Here is a 16,754-nt window from a genome sequence, read left to right as displayed (position 1 = left end):
CCTAGCCGCGAGGAACCTGCGCTGATCGTAGTAATCGACGAATTCGCGGAACTCGCGGAAGAGTCGCCAAACTCGGTCGCAGGCACCGACTCCATAGCCCGTCGTGGGCGGGCTCCCGGCACGCAACTGGTGCTTGCGACCCAACGGCCTTCGCAGAGCGCCATGGGGGGTAGTTCAGTGCGCTCGCAGATGGATATCCGCCTCTGCTTTCGCGTTCGCGAAAAGCGCGATGCGGACTTGACGCTAGGGGCTGGCATGCACAAGGCGGGGTGGCATGCGGACCGCCTAGACGCTCCCGGCAAATTCTTTATCAGCGCCCCAGGCCACGACTACCCACGGCGGGGTCGCGCATATTTGCTGTCCGATGAAATCGTGCAGCAAACAGCGAGTGCACATTCTGCGGGAATGCGCACCATTCAGCCTCCTCCTCAGCCAGCAGCGACGGCCAACCCGGACGGAGAGCTCTCAGATGGCCCTAGCAAGGACGTAGACCGCTCTCCGGTATCCAGTGGGGAGAAGCAAGCGCGAGGCGCTCACAGGCGCTCTCAGCGCCCTCTAGAGCTATGCCTGCGCGATGCACCGGCCGACGGGGCCTCGATCTCCGATCTTCTGAGAATGACCGGCATGGGGCGTACCACCCTTCACAACCACCTCAAGGCGCTAGAACGCGCAGGTAGGGCACGCCGAGTAGGCCGGGGGCGCTGGGCTCCAGCGCGCCAAGGCGATGACTGTGGGTGATGTTCCGAACGTTCCGCTGGCTCGTGCGCGCCTGCACGTTGGGGCACGGTCGCAGGCTCGCGGAACATCGGCAGCACATCACGTTCGGTAGTCAGCGGCGCGATCATGAGAGGAGGTGATGCCGGACGGCGAACTCTGCCCGGAAAGCGAAAGGTACGAAGGGAGCGGATAAAGAGCGGAAAGAGGACTTTGATTCTATCGCCGAAGCTCTGGTGTCCACGTGGCAACCACTGACCAAAGAGGAGGTTCGTAGGCTGATGACGATACTGTCTTCAGTGGATATCTAGGGCAAACGCAAAGCGCCCCGTGGTCGCTGATGCCGACCACGGGGCGCTTTATGGTTTCATTGCCCTATGTGTTCTGCCTAGGCTTTGGGCGAATGCCTTTTACGGACTTTTTGGTGACGAGTACTCGGGATTTAATTGATCGGAAGTTTCTTCCTTTTCCCCTGCCGGTTGGAAGCAAGGTGACCTTAAAGAGCATGGCCACGATTGAGCGTTGTTGACCGAGCGTGAGTTTATCCCATATTCGAGCGACGTTTTCCGTGTGGGCGAAGGGCGCTAGGTCGTGATCTCGTGTTCCGTCTAGGGCGGCTTCCAGTTCGCTGATTCTGTTGGTAGTTTGCGCGGTGATAATTAGCATTTGGTCTTCGTCTATGTCGCCGTTGGCGAAGTTGATTGCTGCCCGATTCTTCCTTTGTTCTAGAATGGCGAGCTCTTGTCCTGCCGCGTCTGTGTTTATGGTGTCGCCTCTTTGCGTGAGCGCTGAGAGGTCGAGTTGGGATATGCGCTTGATTGCCACGGATCTAACGTAGTCGTCAACGAGGGGAGCCGGTTGATAACAATGACCGCGCTTTGAGCATTTGTAGGTGGGATTGCCTGAGGGATCTCCGCTGACTGCCATCTTCGTCCCATCGTGGCACTGGCCGCAGTCATAGACCCCAGTGCCTAGCCATTTAATTTTGTGATTTTGGTATTTATTGGGACGTGTCCGCGTTAGGTCTACGAGGATTGTCCTGACTGCTTCCTGAACCTCCTCGCTCAAAATTGGAGGGTAGATTCCGCGCTGGATGATTTGGCCTCTGTATGTGGAGTGACCCACCGTTCTAGGGTTTAGGAGAATATATTTGATTACCTGACCGGTCCATCCTTTGATTTGCAGGCGCGAGCCATTGCGTTTGATGATGCGTCCGTCTGCTTGACCGGCAGTCGGGACCTTTCTCGCCTTCAGGTCCCTGAGAATCTCGTTGATGCTAACTCCTGCGAGAATCTTCTTTGCCCAGTCTTGGATTTCCTTGGCTTCCTTGTGGTTGTGCTTTGTCATGTCGAGAATTGGGCTATATCTGTACTCGCGGTCGGCAGGGCGGGCTTTCGGGTTAAGACACCTTCTTTGTACGAGTCCGGTGTCGAGGCCCCAGCCGAATGGCCTGATCCCCCCGCCATAAACGCCTTCCTCTGCCTGCGTGCGTCTGCGGAGGATTAGCCGTTCGCTCTTGTCGTCGCTTTCCGTCTGCGCCCGCAATGTGTCGGAGAGGAACTCGTTTCGACCTGCCGCCGTTTGGAGGTTGTAGTAAGAACCTTTGCTCGTGCTGTAGAGCAGTACATCCGCTTCGCGTGCGAGCTTCATAAATACGAGTGCTTCTTCGAGTGTGCGATGCAGTCGATTGGCATGCCAGATGATGAGTAGGCGGATTATCCCCGCTACTAGATCCGCTACTAGACGGTCGTATTCGGGACGCGATATGCCCTTCCAGGCAGAGATGCTGCTGTCCTGATAGCTGGCCTGGATTGGATGGCCGATTTCTTGCCCGGACTTAGTATTCGCGGCATGTTGCGCGGCGACGCCGGTAGCCACCCCGGACTGGTCATCACTGATACGGCAGTAGTCGACCGTAAGACGAGAGTCGGTTTTGTCATGCCGCTTGACCATGGCGTTGTCCCTTCTACCTGCTTGTTTGTACCCTGAAAGGAAGAAGGTCTCAACGTAAGAGTGGGCCCCCTGACTCCTTCTACGACAAAGGCCGCACCTACGGCTTCTCCGCCGCGCTCGACGCCGTGGACCAGGCCGTGGCCGGAGGCGCCGACATCGTCGACATCGGCGGCGTCAAGGCGGGCCCCGGCGACGACGTCGACGCCGCCGAGGAGATCCGCCGCGTGGCCGACCTGGTCGAGGCGGTCCGCGAACGCCATCCCAGCCTGCTGATCAGCGTCGACACCTGGCGCGCCGAGGTCGGCGAGGTGGTGGCCCGCGCCGGAGCCCATCTGCTCAACGACACCTGGGGCGGCGTCGACCCCGGCCTCGCGGAGGTGGCCGCCCGCCACGGCACCGGCCTGGTGTGCGCGCACGCCGGCCGCGTGGAGCCGCGTACCCGCCCGCACCGCATCGCCTACGCCGACGTGGTGGACGACGTCATCGGCTACACCGTCGAGCTGGCCGAGCGCGCCGTGGCAGCCGGTGTGGCCCGCGACGCGATCCTCATCGATCCGGCCCACGACTTCGGCAAGAACACCTTCCACTCGCTGGAGGTCAGCAGGCGCCTGGACGAGATGGTGGCCACACGCTGGCCCGTCCTTGTCGCGGTGTCCAACAAGGACTTCGTCGGCGAGACGCTCGGCGGGCTGCCGGTGGACCGGCGACACGCCGGGACCATCGCCACACTCGCCGTTTCCGCGCTCCAGGGAGCCCGGGTCTTCCGGGTGCACGACGCCGCCTCCGCCCGCTCCGCACTCGCCGAGATAGCTCGCCTCGCGTAGTATCCCCGTGCCTAGCTGGGTTGCGATCGGAGTGCAGATCTTGTGCAACACCCGCTTGGAAGCATCACCGGCAGAGGAGAGCGGATGCGATTCAAGATTCTCGGACCGCTGCTGGTCGAACACGAGGGACAGGAGCTCCATCTCGGGGGCAGCCTCCAGCGGGTCGTCATGGCCATGTTGCTGCTCGAAGCGAACCGGGTCGTACCGCTGGAGCGGATGATCGAGGCGGCCTGGGGGGAGAACCCGCCGGACACCGCGCGCAACCAGGTGCAGATCCGGATCTCGCAGTTGCGCCGCGTGCTGCGCGACACGGCGCAGCCGTACCAGACGCTGATCACGCGCTCGCCCGGCTACCTCGTGAAGGTGGAGCCGGCGCGGCTGGACCTGGCCGAGTTCGACGACCTGATCACGCGGGCGCGCGGCGAGGAGCCCGAGCGGGCCGCGCGCACGCTGCGCGCGGCGCTGGCGCTGTGGCGCGGGCCCGCGCTGTCCGACGTGGACAGCGACCTGATCCGGCCCATGGTCCACGACCTTGAGGAACGCCGGCTGCTGGCCCACGAGCAGTGCGTCGAGCTGGAGCTGGGGCTCGGGCGGCATCTGGAGCTGGTCGGCGAACTGCGGCGGCTGGTCGAGGCCCACCCGCTGTGCGAGCGGCCGCACAACCACCTGATGCTGGCCCTTTACCGCTCGGGACGGCAGGCCGAGGCGCTGGACGCCTTCCGCGCCTACCGCGAGATGCTCCTCGACACGCTCGGCCTAGAGCCCAGCGACGAGCTGCGCCGCCTGGAGCTGGCCATACTCAACCAGGAGGACGAGCTCGACCGGCCCGCGCCGCCCGCCAGGCTCACGCCGGTGCCGCGCCAGCTCCCGCCGATGATCTCCACGCTGGCCGGCCGCTCCGCCGAGCTGACCAGGCTCACCGGCATGCTGGCCGGTTCCGGCCAGGACGGGCCGCTGCCCATGGCCGCCGTCGTGGGCCGGGCCGGCGTGGGCAAGACCGAACTGGCCGTGCACGCCGCCCACGAGCTGTCCTCCCACTACCCCGACGGCCAGCTCTACGTGGACCTGCGCGACGGGCAGACCGAGGCCACGGACGTGCTCAGCATGTTCCTGCGCGCGCTGGGCGTCAGCGCCATCCCGCGCTCGGCCGAGGAACGCGGCGCCCTGTTCCGCTCCACGGTCGCCGGACGCAGGCTGCTCGTCCTGCTCGACAACGCCGGATCCTTCGAGCAGATCTGGCCGCTGCTGCCGGGCGGCGCGCCCTGCGGCGTGCTGGTGACCGGCCGCGAGCGTCCCATCGGCATGGCCGAGCACTGGGTGGTCAGGCTGGAGGTCCTGGACGACGCCGGTTCCGTCCGGCTGCTCATGGGCGACGTCGGCGAACGGCGCGCCGCCGCGGAGCCCGACGCGCTCAGGAGGCTCGCCGCCCAGTGCGGCGGCCTGCCCCTGGCCCTGCGCATCGCCGGGGCCCGGCTGGCCGTGCGCCCCCAGTGGACGATCGAGACCCTCGTCGGCCTGCTCAGCGACTCGCGCACCATGCTCGACGTGCTCAGCCACGGCGACCTGGAGGTCCGGGCCAGTCTGGAGGTCTCCTACCGGGGGCTGTCCGCGCGGGCGCGTACCCTCTTCCGGCGCATCGGGCTGGTCGACAGCCCGCAGACGACCGCCTGGATGGCCGGCGCGCTGCTCGACGGCGACGCCGAGCGGGCGCTCGACGAGCTCGTCGGCGCGTCCCTGCTGACCGTCAGAGGCGGCCACTACGCCATCCACGATCTCGTACGCGCCTTCGCCGGCGAGCGAGCCCAGACCGAGGAACGCCGCGAGCAGCGGCTGGCCGCCCTGGAACGTGCCTGCTCCGCCTTCGTCCGCCTCAGCGAACGCGCCCACGAGCGCTACTACGGCGGCCACTTCACGCTCCTGCGCGGCAAGGCGGGACCCGGTCCCTTCGCGCCCACGCTGGCCGACGCGCTCATCGGCGACGACCCGCTGACCTGGCTCGACGGCGAGCGCGCCACGCTGCTCGCGCTCGTGCGCCAGGCCGCCGCGCACGGCCTGGACGAGCTGTGCTGGAGCATCGCGATGACCGCGATCACCCTGTTCGAGACCCACGGCTACTTCGACGAGTGGCGCGCGGTCAGCGAACTCGCGCTCAAAGCCTGCCGCGAGGCGGGCAACATCCGCGGCGAGGGCGCGATGGTCTACTCGCTGAGCTCACTCGCCGTCTTCCAGCAGAGGTACGGCGAGGCCCACCCCATGCTGACCGAGGCGCTCGACCTGTTCGACGAGATCGGCGAGACCCACGGCCGCGCCCTCGCCCTGCGGAACATGGCGATGGTCGAGCGGATGCGCGGTGACGTCGCCGCCGCCAGGGACCGCTACGAACAGGCCCTGCCCCTGCTGCGCGCCGTCGGCGACCGGGCCGCCGAGGCCCACGCGCTGGTCAACCTGGCCGTCATCCACCTGGAACGCGGCACGCTCGACGAGGGCGGCCCCATGCTGGAGCAGGCGCTGGAGATCTTCCGGGAGGAGGGTGTGCCACGGGGCGAGGCCCAGGCGCTCAACTCCATCGGCCGCCTGGCGCTGCTGAGGGGCGAGGGGCGGCGGGCCCTGGAGGCGTTCGAGGCGGCGTCCGTGATCGTGCGCGACGTACGCGACCGGATCGGCGAGGCCTACGTCATGCAGGGCATCGCCGAGGCCAGGATCGCGCTCGGCCAGCCCGACCAGGCCAAGGGGACGCTGGCGGCCGCGCTGGACCTGGCCGAGCGGCTGGGGGAGCGGCTCATCGCCGGCCGGATCCGGCTGAACCTCGGGCTGCTGATGATGGAGGGCGGCGAACGGGCCGCCGAGTCGCACCTTCAGGAGGCGTACGCGTTGTTCGAGGAGATCGGCGCCGAACCCTGGCGGGCGAAGGCCGCCGAGGCCCTCGCCCGCGCGCGCTGAGCGGTCAGTTGCTGGGGGTGGGCGTGCCGATCGGGTTGGGCCAGTGCATGTCGTCGTCGTCGCACAGCGGCTTGCCTTCACAGCCGGGGACCGGCTTGGCGACCGCGGTGGCGGCGACCGCCACGGTGCCGCCCACGAGGGCCGCGGCCAGGCCCAGGGCGATAAGGATGTTGCGCATGGTGTTTCCTTCACGTTCGTTGATCACGGACGGCACGCGTCCGTCCGGGGGAGCGTAGGGGACGGCGCTATCGATCCGCTTTATGCGCTTTTTTTCGCTCTTACGGGGGTTCGCAGCCCCTTATGTGTTGCGGGCGGCCGGGAGCTCCACCACCACGCGCAGGCCGGGCAGCGCGTCTTCCAGGTACACCCGGCCGTCGTGCGCGCGTACCGTCTCCCGCACGATCGCCAGGCCCAGCCCCGCGCCGCCCTCGTCGCGGCCCCGGCCCGAGTCCAGCCGGGTGAAGCGGTCGAAGACCCGCTCGCGGTCCTCCGGCGGAATGCCGGGGCCGTCGTCGGTCACGGTCAGCACGCCGTCGGCGGTCAGCGCCACCTCCACCTTGGAGGCGGCGTGGCGGACCGCGTTGTCCAGCAGGTTCGTCAGCACCCTGGTCAGGTCGAGGGCGTCGCCGGTCACCAGCACCGGGTCGCAGGCGACCAGGTGGGCCTCGCCGTATCGCTCGACGCAGCGCCGTACCACCTCGTCGAGGTTGACCGGCTCGCGGCGGGCCGGACGGCCGCCGCGCTCGTCCAGGCGGGCCAGCGCGAGCAGGTCCTCGGCCAGGCGCGACAGGCGCAACGTGTCCTCCAGCACGCCCTCGGCCGTCTCCTGCCAGTCGGCGCCCTCCGGATGGCCCAGCGCCACCTCCAGCTGCAGCCGGATGCTGGCCAGCGGGCTGCGCAGCTCGTGGGAGGCGTCGGAGACCAGCGAGCGCTGCCGCTTCTCCGCCTCCTCCAGGCGGGCCAGCATGTCGTTGAGCGTGAGCGCCAGCGCGTGCACCTCGTCGCGGGCCTGCGGCACCGGCAGGCGGCGCGAGCGGGCGGTGTGGGTGATGTCGGCGGCGCCCCTGCGCAGCGCGGCGATCGGCCGCAGCGTCCTGCCGATGATCAGCCAGCTCGCCGCTGCCAGCAGCACCACCAGCGCGGGCGTGCCCACGAACAGCACCTTCCCGGCCACGCCCAGGCTCCGCACGATCTCGCCGATCGGGCGCGCCGCCAGCACCGTGCGCCCCCGGTCCGCGCTGACCGCCACGACGTGCAAAGGCCCCGGGATCGCGTACGGCCGGCCGTCCAGATAGAGCGCCTCGCCCTTGAGCGCCCGCTGCCTGGCCGGGGCGTCCAGCAAGGGAACCAGCCGGTCGGCGCCGTAGGTGACGTTCGCGATCCGCCCGTCGCGCTCCAGAACCTGCACGATCGTCCCGTCATGGGTGACGATCGGGCTGGTCAGCATCTCGTTGTCGGCCTTGACCCGCACCGTCTGCGCCTGCCGGCGCAGCGAGTCGTCCACCGTGCCGAGCAGCGCCCGCTGCAACACGCTGAGCAGCACCGACGCCGAGATCGCCAGCGCCAGCGCGAGCACGGCGGCGGCCACCATGGTCAGCCGGAACCGCAGCCCCTGCCGCCGCCACCAGGCCAGCGGCGAGTCAGCCACCGTCGCCTGCCAGGCGGTAGCCCGCGCCGCGCACGGTCTGCAACGCGTTCCTGCCGAACGGGACGTCGATCTTGCGCCGGAGATAGCCGACATAGACCTCGACGACGTTCGGATCGGTGTCGAAGGTGTCCCAGACGTGCTCCAGGATCTCCGACTTCGAGACGACCTCGTCCCGCCGCCGCAGCAGGTACTCCAGCAGCGCGAACTCCCGAGGCGTCAACTCGACCTGCGCCTCACCCCGCTCCACCCGCCGCCGGGCCGGATCCAGCGACAAATCCCCAGCGGTCAGCACGGCCGGCCGCCTCCCCGCATCCCGCCGGAGCAACGCCCGGAGCCGCGCGACCAGCACCACATAGGAGAACGGCTTGGTCAGATAGTCGTCGGCTCCAAGATCAAGCCCATCGGCCATGTCGTACTCGCCGTCCTTGGCCGACAACATCAGGATCGGCACCCAGTTCTCCTCGGCACGCAGGTGCTTGCACACGTTGTAGCCGGACAGGCGGGGCAGCATGATGTCCAGGACGACCACGTCGTAGTCGCCGTTGCGGGCCAGGTGCAGCCCTTCCTCGCCGTCGTGGGCCAGATCCACGGCGAACCCCTCCGCCTGCAGCCCACGCTGCAACGCCGCCGCCATCCGCCGCTCATCCTCGACGACCAGAACCCTCATGCCCTGGAGTGTAGGGACTCCCCCCTGAGAACCCTCTCAGCCCACCCAACCCCCAGTCCGCCAGCCCCGCACTCCCGGCACCTCCGGGACGCCCGCACCACACGCCGCCGCCACGACGGGCACCCCAACGCTTTTAGCGCCGGTGCGGCGGGACGGGGTGCGGTGGAGCCCGGCGCAAGGTGTGCGGCGCCCGGCCGGGGCCGGGTCGGCTGGGCAAGGGGGCCGTTGCGGCGGGGAGTGGCCCGACGTGAGAAGCGATCCCCCCGACCTGCGCCGACGCACGTCGGCGGGTGGCGTGGGCGGCGGCTTCGCCGTAACGGACAAAGCAACGAGAGGCCGAGAGAACTGAGAGGACTCTCAGACGCTCTCAGGATCACCTAAGGCGGGATGCACCACGGTGGGGACATCCGCATACCGTGAAGGAGTGAGATGCGCAGAGGAACGATCGTGAGGTGGGGGGTCCCGATCGCGGCCGCCGCCGTGATCGGGGCGGCGGTCGGCGCCGGTCCCGTGATCGCCGCCGTCAGCGGCGAGCCCGTCCTGCCCGAACGTACGGCCGCGCAGTTGCTGGCCGACGCCGCCGCGGCGGTGAAGAAGGCTGGTGGGCCGCCGGCGATGTCGGGCACGGTCCAGCAGACGGCTTCGCTCGGCCTGCCCGCGCTGCCCGCCCAGGGTGGTACGGCCTCGCCGCTGGCGTTGTTGTCCGGTTCGCACGAGGTCAAGGTCTGGTACGGCGCGCAGGACCGGCTGAGGATCGCCCTGCCCGGCCAGATGAGTGAGACCAACCTGATCGTCAACGGCGACCAGACCTGGTACTGGGACAGCGGCACGAACACCGCGACCAAGGTGAAGCTGCCCGCCAAGCCTGAGGGGGACCAGCCGCTGGCGACGCCGAGCCCGACGGACCTGACGCCGCAGCAGGTGGCCGAGACCTTCCTGGACCGGGTCAACGAGGACACGGGCGTCTCGGTGACGAACACCGCCGAGGTCGCCGGCCGCTCCGTCTACCAGCTGGTGCTGACGCCGAAGGCGCAGAGCTCGCTGGTGAAGGAGGTGCGTCTGGCCCTGGACGGCGAGAACTACGTGCCGCTGCAGGTGCAGGTGTTCGCCAAGGGCTCGGCCGAACCGGCTTTCCAGGTCGGGTTCACGCAGGTGACGTTCAGCCCGCCGGCCGAGGAGAACTTCGCCTTCACCCCGCCCGCGGGCGCCAAGGTGGAGGAGAAGGAGTTCGGTCAGCTGCAAGAGCCGGGCGCCGACCACAGCAAGGAGGCCGAGAAGGCCGCCGAGCAGGTCAAGGTGGTCGGCAACGGCTGGACGAGCGTGGCTGTGCTGCCGTTCAAGCAGGACGGGCAGGCTCAGGAGTCGCGCGAGGCCCAGGCGGCGAAGCTCATCCTCGACCAGGCGACCCCGGTGAGCGGCGCGTGGGGCTCCGGCAAGATGATCAAGACCAAGCTGGTCACCGCCCTGCTGACCGACGACGGCCGCCTGCTGGCCGGCGCGGTCACCCCTGACGAGCTCGTCAAGGTCGCAGGTCAGTGACATCCGAGGTCCTGTTGGAAGCGGGGGCGCCCTCCGGGGCGGCCCCGCCCGCCGCCATCACCACCAGTGGCCTGACCAAGCGCTTTCGCGGTGGCCAGGTCGCGGTGGACGCGATCGACCTGGACGTGCCGCGCGGCTCGGTCTACGGCTTCCTCGGGCCGAACGGCTCGGGCAAGACGACCACGATCCGCATGCTGCTCGGGCTGATCACGCCCACGGAGGGCACCTTCACGATGCCGCCCCTGACCACGGTGGGGGCGTTGGTGGAGGGGCCGGCCTTCTATCCGTACTTGTCGGGCGAGGCGAATCTGCTGCGCTTCGACGCCGCCGACCCGAGCGCGCCACCCAGGACCGCCAAGGCGCGGGCCGCTGAGGCCCTGGAGCGGGTCGGTCTCGCCGCGGCCGCCGGCAAGCGCTACCGGGCGTACTCGCTGGGCATGCGCCAGCGCCTGGCCATAGCCGCCGCGCTGCTGCGGCCCCGGCGGCTGCTGGTGCTCGACGAGCCCACGAACGGGCTCGACCCGCAGGGCACCCGCGAGGTGCGCGCCCTGGTCAAGGACGTCGCCGCCGAGGGCACGACCGTGTTCGTCTCCTCGCACCTGCTGGCCGAGGTCGAGCAGATGTGCACCCACGCCGGGATCATGAGCGCCGGGCGGCTCGTCGCCCAGGGCACCATCGCCTCGCTCAGCGGCGGGCGCGCCGCCAGGATCAGGATCGACACGCCCGACCTGGAGGCGGCCGCACGGGTGCTGGCCGCGCTCGAACTGCCCGACGTGCGCGTGGGCTCCGACGTGACCGCCGAACTCGGCGGGCATGCGCCCGAGCGGATCAACGCGGAACTGGTCGTGGCCGGCGTGGCCGTACGCGGGCTGTCGGTGGTGCGCACGAGCCTGGAGGACGTGTTCGTGGGACTGACGGGGGAGGGGTTCGATGTCGACGGCTGACACCCAGACCGGCGCCCGCCGGACGCCGGGATTGGTTCCGGTGAGCGAGACGCGGCGCAGCGCCGAACGCGCCGCCGCGCCGCGGGAGCCGTCCGTGCTGTCCGAGCCCGAGCCGTCCGGCGGGGTGGTCGCGTTCTGGCGGTTGCTGCGTTCCGAGCTCGGGCTGACGTTCCGGCGGCCGCGCAACCTCATCATGCTGGGCGTGCTCGCGCTGGTGCCGGTGATCATCGGCATCGTGCTGAAGAGCATCGGCACCGAGGACGCCGACGGCGGCATGGGCGCGCTGCTCGCGGCGACCGCGGGGAACAGCCTCATGCTGACGTTCGTGGCGCTGTCGGCGCTGGTGCCGTTGCTGATGCCGATCGCGGTCGCGGTCGTCGCCGGTGACTCGATCGCGGGCGAGGCCGGGACCGGGACCCTGCGCTACCTGCTGGCCGCGCCGGCCGGGCGGGGGCGGCTGCTGGCCGTCAAGTACCTGAACGCGGTCGCCTTCTCCGTCGCCGTGACCGCCGCCGTGGCGGTGTCGGCGCTGGTCGTGGGGGTTTTGTTGTTCCCCGTCGGGCCGGTGACGCTGCTGTCGGGGACGACCGTGAGCTTCGCGGACGGGCTGCTGCGCATCCTCATCACCGTCGGGTACGTGAGCGCCGGGATGGCGGCGCTGGCCGCCGTCGCGCTGGCGCTGTCGACGCTGACGGAGGTGTCGATCGGAGCGATCGCGGCGACGCTGGTGCTGATCATCGTCACGCAGGTGCTTAGGGCGTTTCCGCAGCTGGACTGGCTGGCGCCTTATCTGCTGCCGACACACTGGTCGGGGTTTGACGGGGCTTTGCGGGATCCGATAGGCGACATGTCGGGCGGGCTGCTTGCCTTCACCGCCTACATCGCCCTGTTCCTCTCCACCGCCTGGGCGCGCTTTTCCGGCAAGGATATTTCTTCCTAGTCTTTTCTGTTTTCTTTTACGGCGGGCCCGGTGGGCGCCACCCGCCGACGTGGGCTCGCGCAGGTCGGGGGGATCGCTTCTCACGTCGGACGTGGCGCCCACCGTCACGGCCTTTCGTATACCGGGGACCGTTGGGCTGGTTTCCGCCGTCAGCACTTGTGCTGGGCCGCGCGGGGTTTTCTGGCTGGGCGCCGTTCGTGTTGCGCCGGGCTCCACCGTGACGCGACCCGCCGTACCGGCGCCGACAAGCCTGGGTAGCGCGTCGCCTAGATGTCCGGGCCTACGTGTCCGGGCCTACGTGTCCGCGCTGGGTGGTCGGTCCTGGGCCCGAGCTTGGGGGTCGGGCCCAGGGGTTGTGGGGTTGGGGTTAGGAGGGGCGGCGGCGTAGGGCTAGGGCGGCTACTACGAGGCCGATGATGCCTACGGCCAGGCCGGCGCCGCCCAGGAGGCGGGCGGTGTTGTCGGAGGACGACGTGGCCGCCACCGGGGTCAACGTCGGCTTGGCGGCTGGGGCCGTGGTTGCCGGGGTTGAGGGGGTGCCGTGGGCGTCGGCTGTCGCGGGGGTCAGCTTCAGGACGGGGGCCGGGTGTTCGGCTTCGGTGCCGTCGGTCTTGGGGGCGTCGGACCACTTGACCACCTCGCCGCCCGAGTACGTCTGGGTGGTGGGGAAGACCAACTGGTCTACGTCCTTCGGGAGCTGGCCCATGGAGACCTCGAACTCCTGGAACTCGCCTGGGTTGATCTTGCCGCCGGACCACTCGACCTTGGTGACGGCCTCTTCCAGGTCGCCGAACTCCGTCTTCACCGGCTGGGGCAGCTTGCTCTCGGTGACCTTGACGGTCCAGCCGGGCACGGGCTTGACGCTGACGAATGCGAGCGGGTGGTCGGTGGGGAAGGCGACCTCGATCTTGGTGGTGCCGGCGTCGTCGCGCTCGTTCGGCACGCGGAAGGCGACCTTGGTGAACCCGCCCTGCTCGGCGGTGCCCGGGTTGATGGTGACGTGGGCCAGGGCCGGGGCGGCCAGGGCCAGGGTGAGAGCTGAGGCGGCCGCGACCACGGTCGCGGCACGTCGGAGGAAGGACATGCGGAAATCTCCACTTTGCGATCAGGTAATGGGGGGGATGGAAGGTGTCAGATGGTCAGGCGGGGAGTGGAGGACCGCGCCTGCTGACGGTGAGCGTGACGGCCGGGCAGACCGGTACGCGGCGGGAGGTGAAGAAGGCGGCCTGCCGTACCCGGGCAGGAGCCGTGCACACGAGCAGCAGCACCAGGCGGCGGCCCAGGCGGCGCAGCAGCGACCACAGCGCGCCCTCGCCGCGCGCCAGCCACCAGCCCGTGAGCAGGGTGGCGATGAGGTGCGTGAGGAGCATGCCGGTGTTCTGGCCGAGGCCGTGCTCGGGGTCGGTGAGCGGCGACAGGACCGCCGGGCCGGAGTCGTAGCCGAAGGCGGTGTGCAGGGCCAGCTGGGTGGCGATGAGCACGGTGTTGATGGTGGCGGGGGTGCGTTCGCGGCCGGACAGAATCGTGCCGAGTGCCATGACCGCCGCGAGGCTCAGGCAGAAGAAACCCGGGGTGGGGGCGGCGCCGCCGGCCATGGTGTGGGCGAGCGCGGCGAGCCCCACGCCGACCGCGGCGAAGGCGGCCGAGCGGGTGAGCCGGAGCGGGAGTTGGGCGCGCATGGGTTGCCTCATGCTCTCACGGGGCAGGGGTCGTGGTAGTCCCAAGGTGACCAATGCCTGGCTGATTTGTGGCTTTTGTCGCTAGGGTCTGTGCCGATCGCGTTGACATGAGGTGATGACGTTGCGGCACTTTGCTGGCTTACTCCTCGGCGTGGTGGTGACAGCCGCCGTGCTGGTTGGTGGGGGCTGGGCTGTTCAGCAGGCGTTCGTCGCCGGCATGGGCACGCCGGTGAGCGGGCAGCGGTTGTGGATCGCGCTCGGGGCCATGGGGGCCGTCGGGCTGGTGGTCGGGCTGGTGGTGGCGGGGCGGGTCTCGCCCCTGGCCACGTTCGTCCCGTCGCTGGTGCTTTTGGCGTGGACGGTGGTCTATGCCCTCGACGCGGTACGCGCGCTGTCGCTGATTCCCGACCAGCCCACCATGCACTGGCTGCTCACCGAGGCGGGCGCGGGCAACAAGGCGATGCTGACCTCGGGCTTCTACGCCCTGCTCGGCGTCGCGATGTTCATCCCCGTGCTGATCCCCTCCCGCTGGGCCCGCCGCTACGACGACATGGAGGAGGAGTACGAGCAGTCGCAGGAGAGCTCCTACTACTGAGCGCCGGCGGTGTAGAGGCGGGTGACGACCTCCTCCAGGGAGCTCTCGCCCGCCATCAGCTCGTCCAGGGTTCCGTCGAACTGCATCCTGCCGTGGTCGATCACCATGACCCGCTTGCACAGGCGTTCGATGTCGCCGAGGTCGTGGGTGGTGAGCAGCACGGTGGTGCCGCGTTCGGCGTTCACGCGCTGGAGGAAGGCGCGGATGCTGTTCTTGCTGACGACGTCCAGGCCGATCGTGGGCTCGTCGAGCACCAGCACCTCGGGCGCGTGCAGGAGCGCGGCGGTCAGGTCGCCGCGCATGCGCTGGCCCAGGCTGAGCTGGCGCACCGGCGTCTTCATGAACGTGCTGAGGTCGAGCGTCTCGACGAGCTCGTCCAGCCGGACCCGGAAGTCCTTGCGATCTACTTTGTAAAGGAGCCGGATCAGTTCAAAACTGTCCTTGAGCGGCAGGTCCCACCACAACGTCGTGCGCTGGCCGAAGACCACGCCGATGCGCCGGGCCACGACCGTCCGTTTGCGGGAGGGGTCGAGCCCGGCCACGCGTACCGTGCCCGAGGTGGGGGTGAGGATGCCGCAGAGCATCTTGATGGTGGTGGACTTGCCCGCGCCGTTGGGGCCGAGGTAGCCGACGAACTCGCCCGGCGCCACGGTGAAGGACAGATCGTGTACGGCATGCACGACGTTCCTCTTCACCTTGAAGGAACGCCCGGCCCGGTCCAGCTCGATCATGGTCAACTCCCGGTGGATCGGTAGCGTCGGATGCCCTGGCGCCAGGCCAGCCCGGCCAGCAGGGCGAGGACGAGGGCCGCGACGGGCCCCAGGAAACGCATGAACTCCGGCGTGCCGAAGGGATCGGGCAGGCCCAGGACGTAGAGGCCGGGCTGCCAGTTGACGAAGGCCAGCGGCAGCACGTACGTCACCCCGCGCACCACTTCCCTGCCGTAGATCGCGAACGGGTACTGGGTGAGCTGCCCGCTGCCGTAGGTGAACGCGCTGGACACCTCCGGCGCGTCGGTCAGCACGAACTGCAGCGCCCCGGCCAGGGTCCAGAGCGCGGAGAAGATGACGAATCCGCAGCCGATCATGACCGGCACCATCCACAGTCGCGACCAGGGCAGGTCGAGCGCGGTGACGGCATAGCCGAGCACGAGCAGCGCCTGGAGCACGCGGCCGATCCGGGTGATCAGGAAGCGGTCGGTGGCGGTCTGGATCCAGGTGCTGACCGGGCGGATCAGCATGGTGTCGAACGTGCCGGACTTCACGTGCAGGCTGATCCGGTCGAGGTTGCTGACCAGCATGTCGCAGAGCGCGAAGGCCACGTTGGAGGTGCCGTAGAGGAACAGGACCTGGTCGCGGGTGAAGCCGGCCAGCGTGGTCGTGTTGGAGAAGATCACCAGGATGGCGGCCACGTCGAGCCCGGCGACCAGGAAGCCGAGCACGGTCATGATCGCGAACGAGACCGGGTACGCGGCCGCGGCGCGCGTCCAGGTCCAGGCCAGCAGCACGTAGGTTCTAACCACCCTGGATCACCACCCGGTGGCGGATCAGGCGGGTGCCGAGCGCGCCGAGCCCGAGCATCACCGCCACCCAGAGCGCCTGGACGCCGAGCGCCTGCCAGATGTCGGCCTTGCCCAGGTAGACGTCCATGGGGATCTGGACCATGGCCGCCCACGGCAGCGCCGCGGCCAGGTCGCCGAGGAAGCCGGGGAAGATGCCCAGCGGCAGCATCATGCCGCTGAAGAACGTGGTCAGCACCAGGGAGACCGCCATGGTGCCGCGGTCGTCGAGCAGCCAGCACACCGACAGCGCCACCAGGTAGCGCCAGCCGAAGCTGACCACCACGCCGAGGGTGAAGCTGACCAGGAAGGCGCCCGGGTTGTCCGGCGCGGTGATGCCGAACAGCAGGGCGCCGAGGATCGTCGGCGGCAGGCCGCGCACGACGAACAGGTAGCCGGCCCGCCCGAGGTCCTCCGCCAGCGAGCAGAGCTGCAGGGAGGCGGGGCGGACCAGGTCGAGGGCGATGTCGCCACTGCGGATGCGTTCGGGGATGGTCAGGCCGCCGCCGAACAGCTGCATCGGGCCGATGAAGGCCTGGGTGATGAAGCAGAACGTGACGGCGTCGAGCACGTCGTAGCCGGCCAGGCCGGGCCTGGCCTGCCACAGGGCGATGAGGACGTAGGCGCGCAGGATGCCGAAGACGCTGTTGGTGAAGGCGCCGGCCAGCGCTGCCGCTACATAGGTGGCGTGTTTGCGGAAGCCGTACCGGACGAGCCGGGCGTAGAGGAGAATGGTGTGCACCTCCGGAGAGT

At 69.0% G+C, this 16,754-nt stretch carries 13 protein-coding genes and 2 pseudogenes; 6 read left to right on the top strand and 9 right to left on the bottom strand.

Features of this window, described 5'->3' with window-relative positions; translation table 11 throughout:
• Nucleotides 1-1,089: 1,089 nt before the first annotated feature.
• Nucleotides 1,090-2,667 carry a recombinase family protein gene (locus tag HNR40_RS21465; RefSeq protein WP_184963930.1) on the bottom strand — a complete coding sequence of 526 codons (1,578 nt, stop codon included), beginning with the start codon at nt 2,665-2,667 and terminating at the stop codon, nt 1,090-1,092.
• A 68-nt stretch (nt 2,668-2,735) separates the two neighbouring features.
• Here HNR40_RS21465 and folP point away from each other — a divergent pair.
• Nucleotides 2,736-3,491 (top strand): annotated as a pseudogene (gene folP, locus HNR40_RS21460) (dihydropteroate synthase); the annotation flags it as partial.
• An 84-nt stretch (nt 3,492-3,575) separates the two neighbouring features.
• Entirely contained in the window at nt 3,576-6,431 is a 2,856-nt protein-coding gene (locus tag HNR40_RS21455; protein ID WP_184963929.1) for an AfsR/SARP family transcriptional regulator, read from the top strand.
• 4 nt (nt 6,432-6,435) lie between these two features.
• Here the strand turns inward: HNR40_RS21455 and HNR40_RS21450 are convergent, their stop codons facing one another.
• The 3 genes from HNR40_RS21450 to HNR40_RS21440 all read right to left on the bottom strand — a co-directional run bounded on the left by HNR40_RS21450 (nt 6,436) and on the right by HNR40_RS21440 (nt 8,746).
• Nucleotides 6,436-6,609 (bottom strand): hypothetical protein, encoded by a 174-nt coding sequence (locus tag HNR40_RS21450; RefSeq protein WP_184963927.1) that lies wholly within the window; start codon nt 6,607-6,609, stop codon nt 6,436-6,438.
• Between the two features lie 120 nt (nt 6,610-6,729).
• The gene (locus HNR40_RS21445; protein WP_312896458.1) at nt 6,730-8,079 is read right to left on the bottom strand and encodes a sensor histidine kinase; all 1,350 of its coding nucleotides are present in this window, start codon (nt 8,077-8,079) and stop codon (nt 6,730-6,732) included.
• The gene (locus HNR40_RS21440; protein WP_184963923.1) at nt 8,072-8,746 is read right to left on the bottom strand and encodes a response regulator transcription factor; all 675 of its coding nucleotides are present in this window, start codon (nt 8,744-8,746) and stop codon (nt 8,072-8,074) included. The genes HNR40_RS21445 and HNR40_RS21440 overlap by 8 nt, the downstream gene beginning before the upstream one ends.
• Nucleotides 8,747-9,193: 447 nt before the next feature.
• Between HNR40_RS21440 and HNR40_RS21435 the strand changes: the two genes are divergently transcribed.
• Genes HNR40_RS21435 through HNR40_RS21425 form a run of 3 tightly spaced genes read left to right on the top strand, consistent with a single transcriptional unit; the run spans nt 9,194 to nt 12,169 of the window.
• Nucleotides 9,194-10,285 (top strand): LolA family protein, encoded by a 1,092-nt coding sequence (locus HNR40_RS21435; RefSeq protein ID WP_312896457.1) that lies wholly within the window; start codon nt 9,194-9,196, stop codon nt 10,283-10,285.
• Nucleotides 10,282-11,229 carry an ABC transporter ATP-binding protein gene (locus tag HNR40_RS21430; protein ID WP_184963919.1) on the top strand — a complete coding sequence of 316 codons (948 nt, stop codon included), beginning with the start codon at nt 10,282-10,284 and terminating at the stop codon, nt 11,227-11,229. The genes HNR40_RS21435 and HNR40_RS21430 overlap by 4 nt, the downstream gene beginning before the upstream one ends.
• Complete coding sequence (locus HNR40_RS21425) at nt 11,216-12,169, top strand: ABC transporter permease (RefSeq protein WP_184963917.1); 954 nt, start codon at nt 11,216-11,218, stop codon at nt 12,167-12,169. Before HNR40_RS21430 ends, HNR40_RS21425 begins: the two co-directional genes overlap by 14 nt.
• Before the next feature lie 367 nt (nt 12,170-12,536).
• On the opposite strand, the gene HNR40_RS21420 is transcribed toward HNR40_RS21425, so the two are convergent.
• Both HNR40_RS21420 and HNR40_RS21415 read right to left on the bottom strand, forming a co-directional pair.
• Nucleotides 12,537-13,253 (bottom strand): YcnI family copper-binding membrane protein, encoded by a 717-nt coding sequence (locus HNR40_RS21420; RefSeq protein WP_184963914.1) that lies wholly within the window; start codon nt 13,251-13,253, stop codon nt 12,537-12,539.
• 55 nt (nt 13,254-13,308) lie between these two features.
• Complete coding sequence (locus tag HNR40_RS21415) at nt 13,309-13,848, bottom strand: MFS transporter (RefSeq protein WP_184963912.1); 540 nt, start codon at nt 13,846-13,848, stop codon at nt 13,309-13,311.
• A gap of 121 nt (nt 13,849-13,969) precedes the next feature.
• Between HNR40_RS21415 and HNR40_RS21410 the strand changes: the two genes are divergently transcribed.
• Nucleotides 13,970-14,443, top strand: a complete 474-nt coding sequence (locus HNR40_RS21410; protein ID WP_221340630.1) for a hypothetical protein — start codon at nt 13,970-13,972, stop codon at nt 14,441-14,443.
• Between the two features lie 50 nt (nt 14,444-14,493).
• Here HNR40_RS21410 and HNR40_RS21405 read toward each other — a convergent pair.
• The 3 genes and pseudogenes from HNR40_RS21405 to HNR40_RS21395 form a co-directional block, all read right to left on the bottom strand.
• Nucleotides 14,494-15,174 (bottom strand): annotated as a pseudogene (locus tag HNR40_RS21405) (ABC transporter ATP-binding protein); the annotation flags it as partial.
• A 2-nt stretch (nt 15,175-15,176) separates the two neighbouring features.
• Nucleotides 15,177-15,965 carry an ABC transporter permease gene (locus HNR40_RS21400; RefSeq protein ID WP_184963908.1) on the bottom strand — a complete coding sequence of 263 codons (789 nt, stop codon included), beginning with the start codon at nt 15,963-15,965 and terminating at the stop codon, nt 15,177-15,179.
• Nucleotides 15,958-16,743 carry an ABC transporter permease gene (locus HNR40_RS21395; RefSeq protein ID WP_312896456.1) on the bottom strand — a complete coding sequence of 262 codons (786 nt, stop codon included), beginning with the start codon at nt 16,741-16,743 and terminating at the stop codon, nt 15,958-15,960. Before HNR40_RS21395 ends, HNR40_RS21400 begins: the two co-directional genes overlap by 8 nt.
• Nucleotides 16,744-16,754: the final 11 nt, after the last annotated feature.

This window comes from Nonomuraea endophytica (assembly GCF_014203235.1).
GTDB classification, from domain to species: domain Bacteria; phylum Actinomycetota; class Actinomycetes; order Streptosporangiales; family Streptosporangiaceae; genus Nonomuraea; species Nonomuraea endophytica.
Note: the sequence above shows the minus strand (reverse complement) of the source record. Positions and strands in the feature narration are given on the sequence as shown.

Coding starts and splice junctions, on each gene's coding strand:
- HNR40_RS21465 (WP_184963930.1), bottom strand. CDS start 2,667: ATGGTCAAGCGGCATGACAAAACCGACTCTCGTCTTACGGTCGACTAC.
- HNR40_RS21455 (WP_184963929.1), top strand. CDS start 3,576: ATGCGATTCAAGATTCTCGGACCGCTGCTGGTCGAACACGAGGGACAG.
- HNR40_RS21450 (WP_184963927.1), bottom strand. CDS start 6,609: ATGCGCAACATCCTTATCGCCCTGGGCCTGGCCGCGGCCCTCGTGGGC.
- HNR40_RS21440 (WP_184963923.1), bottom strand. CDS start 8,746: ATGAGGGTTCTGGTCGTCGAGGATGAGCGGCGGATGGCGGCGGCGTTG.
- HNR40_RS21425 (WP_184963917.1), top strand. CDS start 11,216: ATGTCGACGGCTGACACCCAGACCGGCGCCCGCCGGACGCCGGGATTG.
- HNR40_RS21420 (WP_184963914.1), bottom strand. CDS start 13,253: ATGTCCTTCCTCCGACGTGCCGCGACCGTGGTCGCGGCCGCCTCAGCT.
- HNR40_RS21415 (WP_184963912.1), bottom strand. CDS start 13,848: ATGCGCGCCCAACTCCCGCTCCGGCTCACCCGCTCGGCCGCCTTCGCC.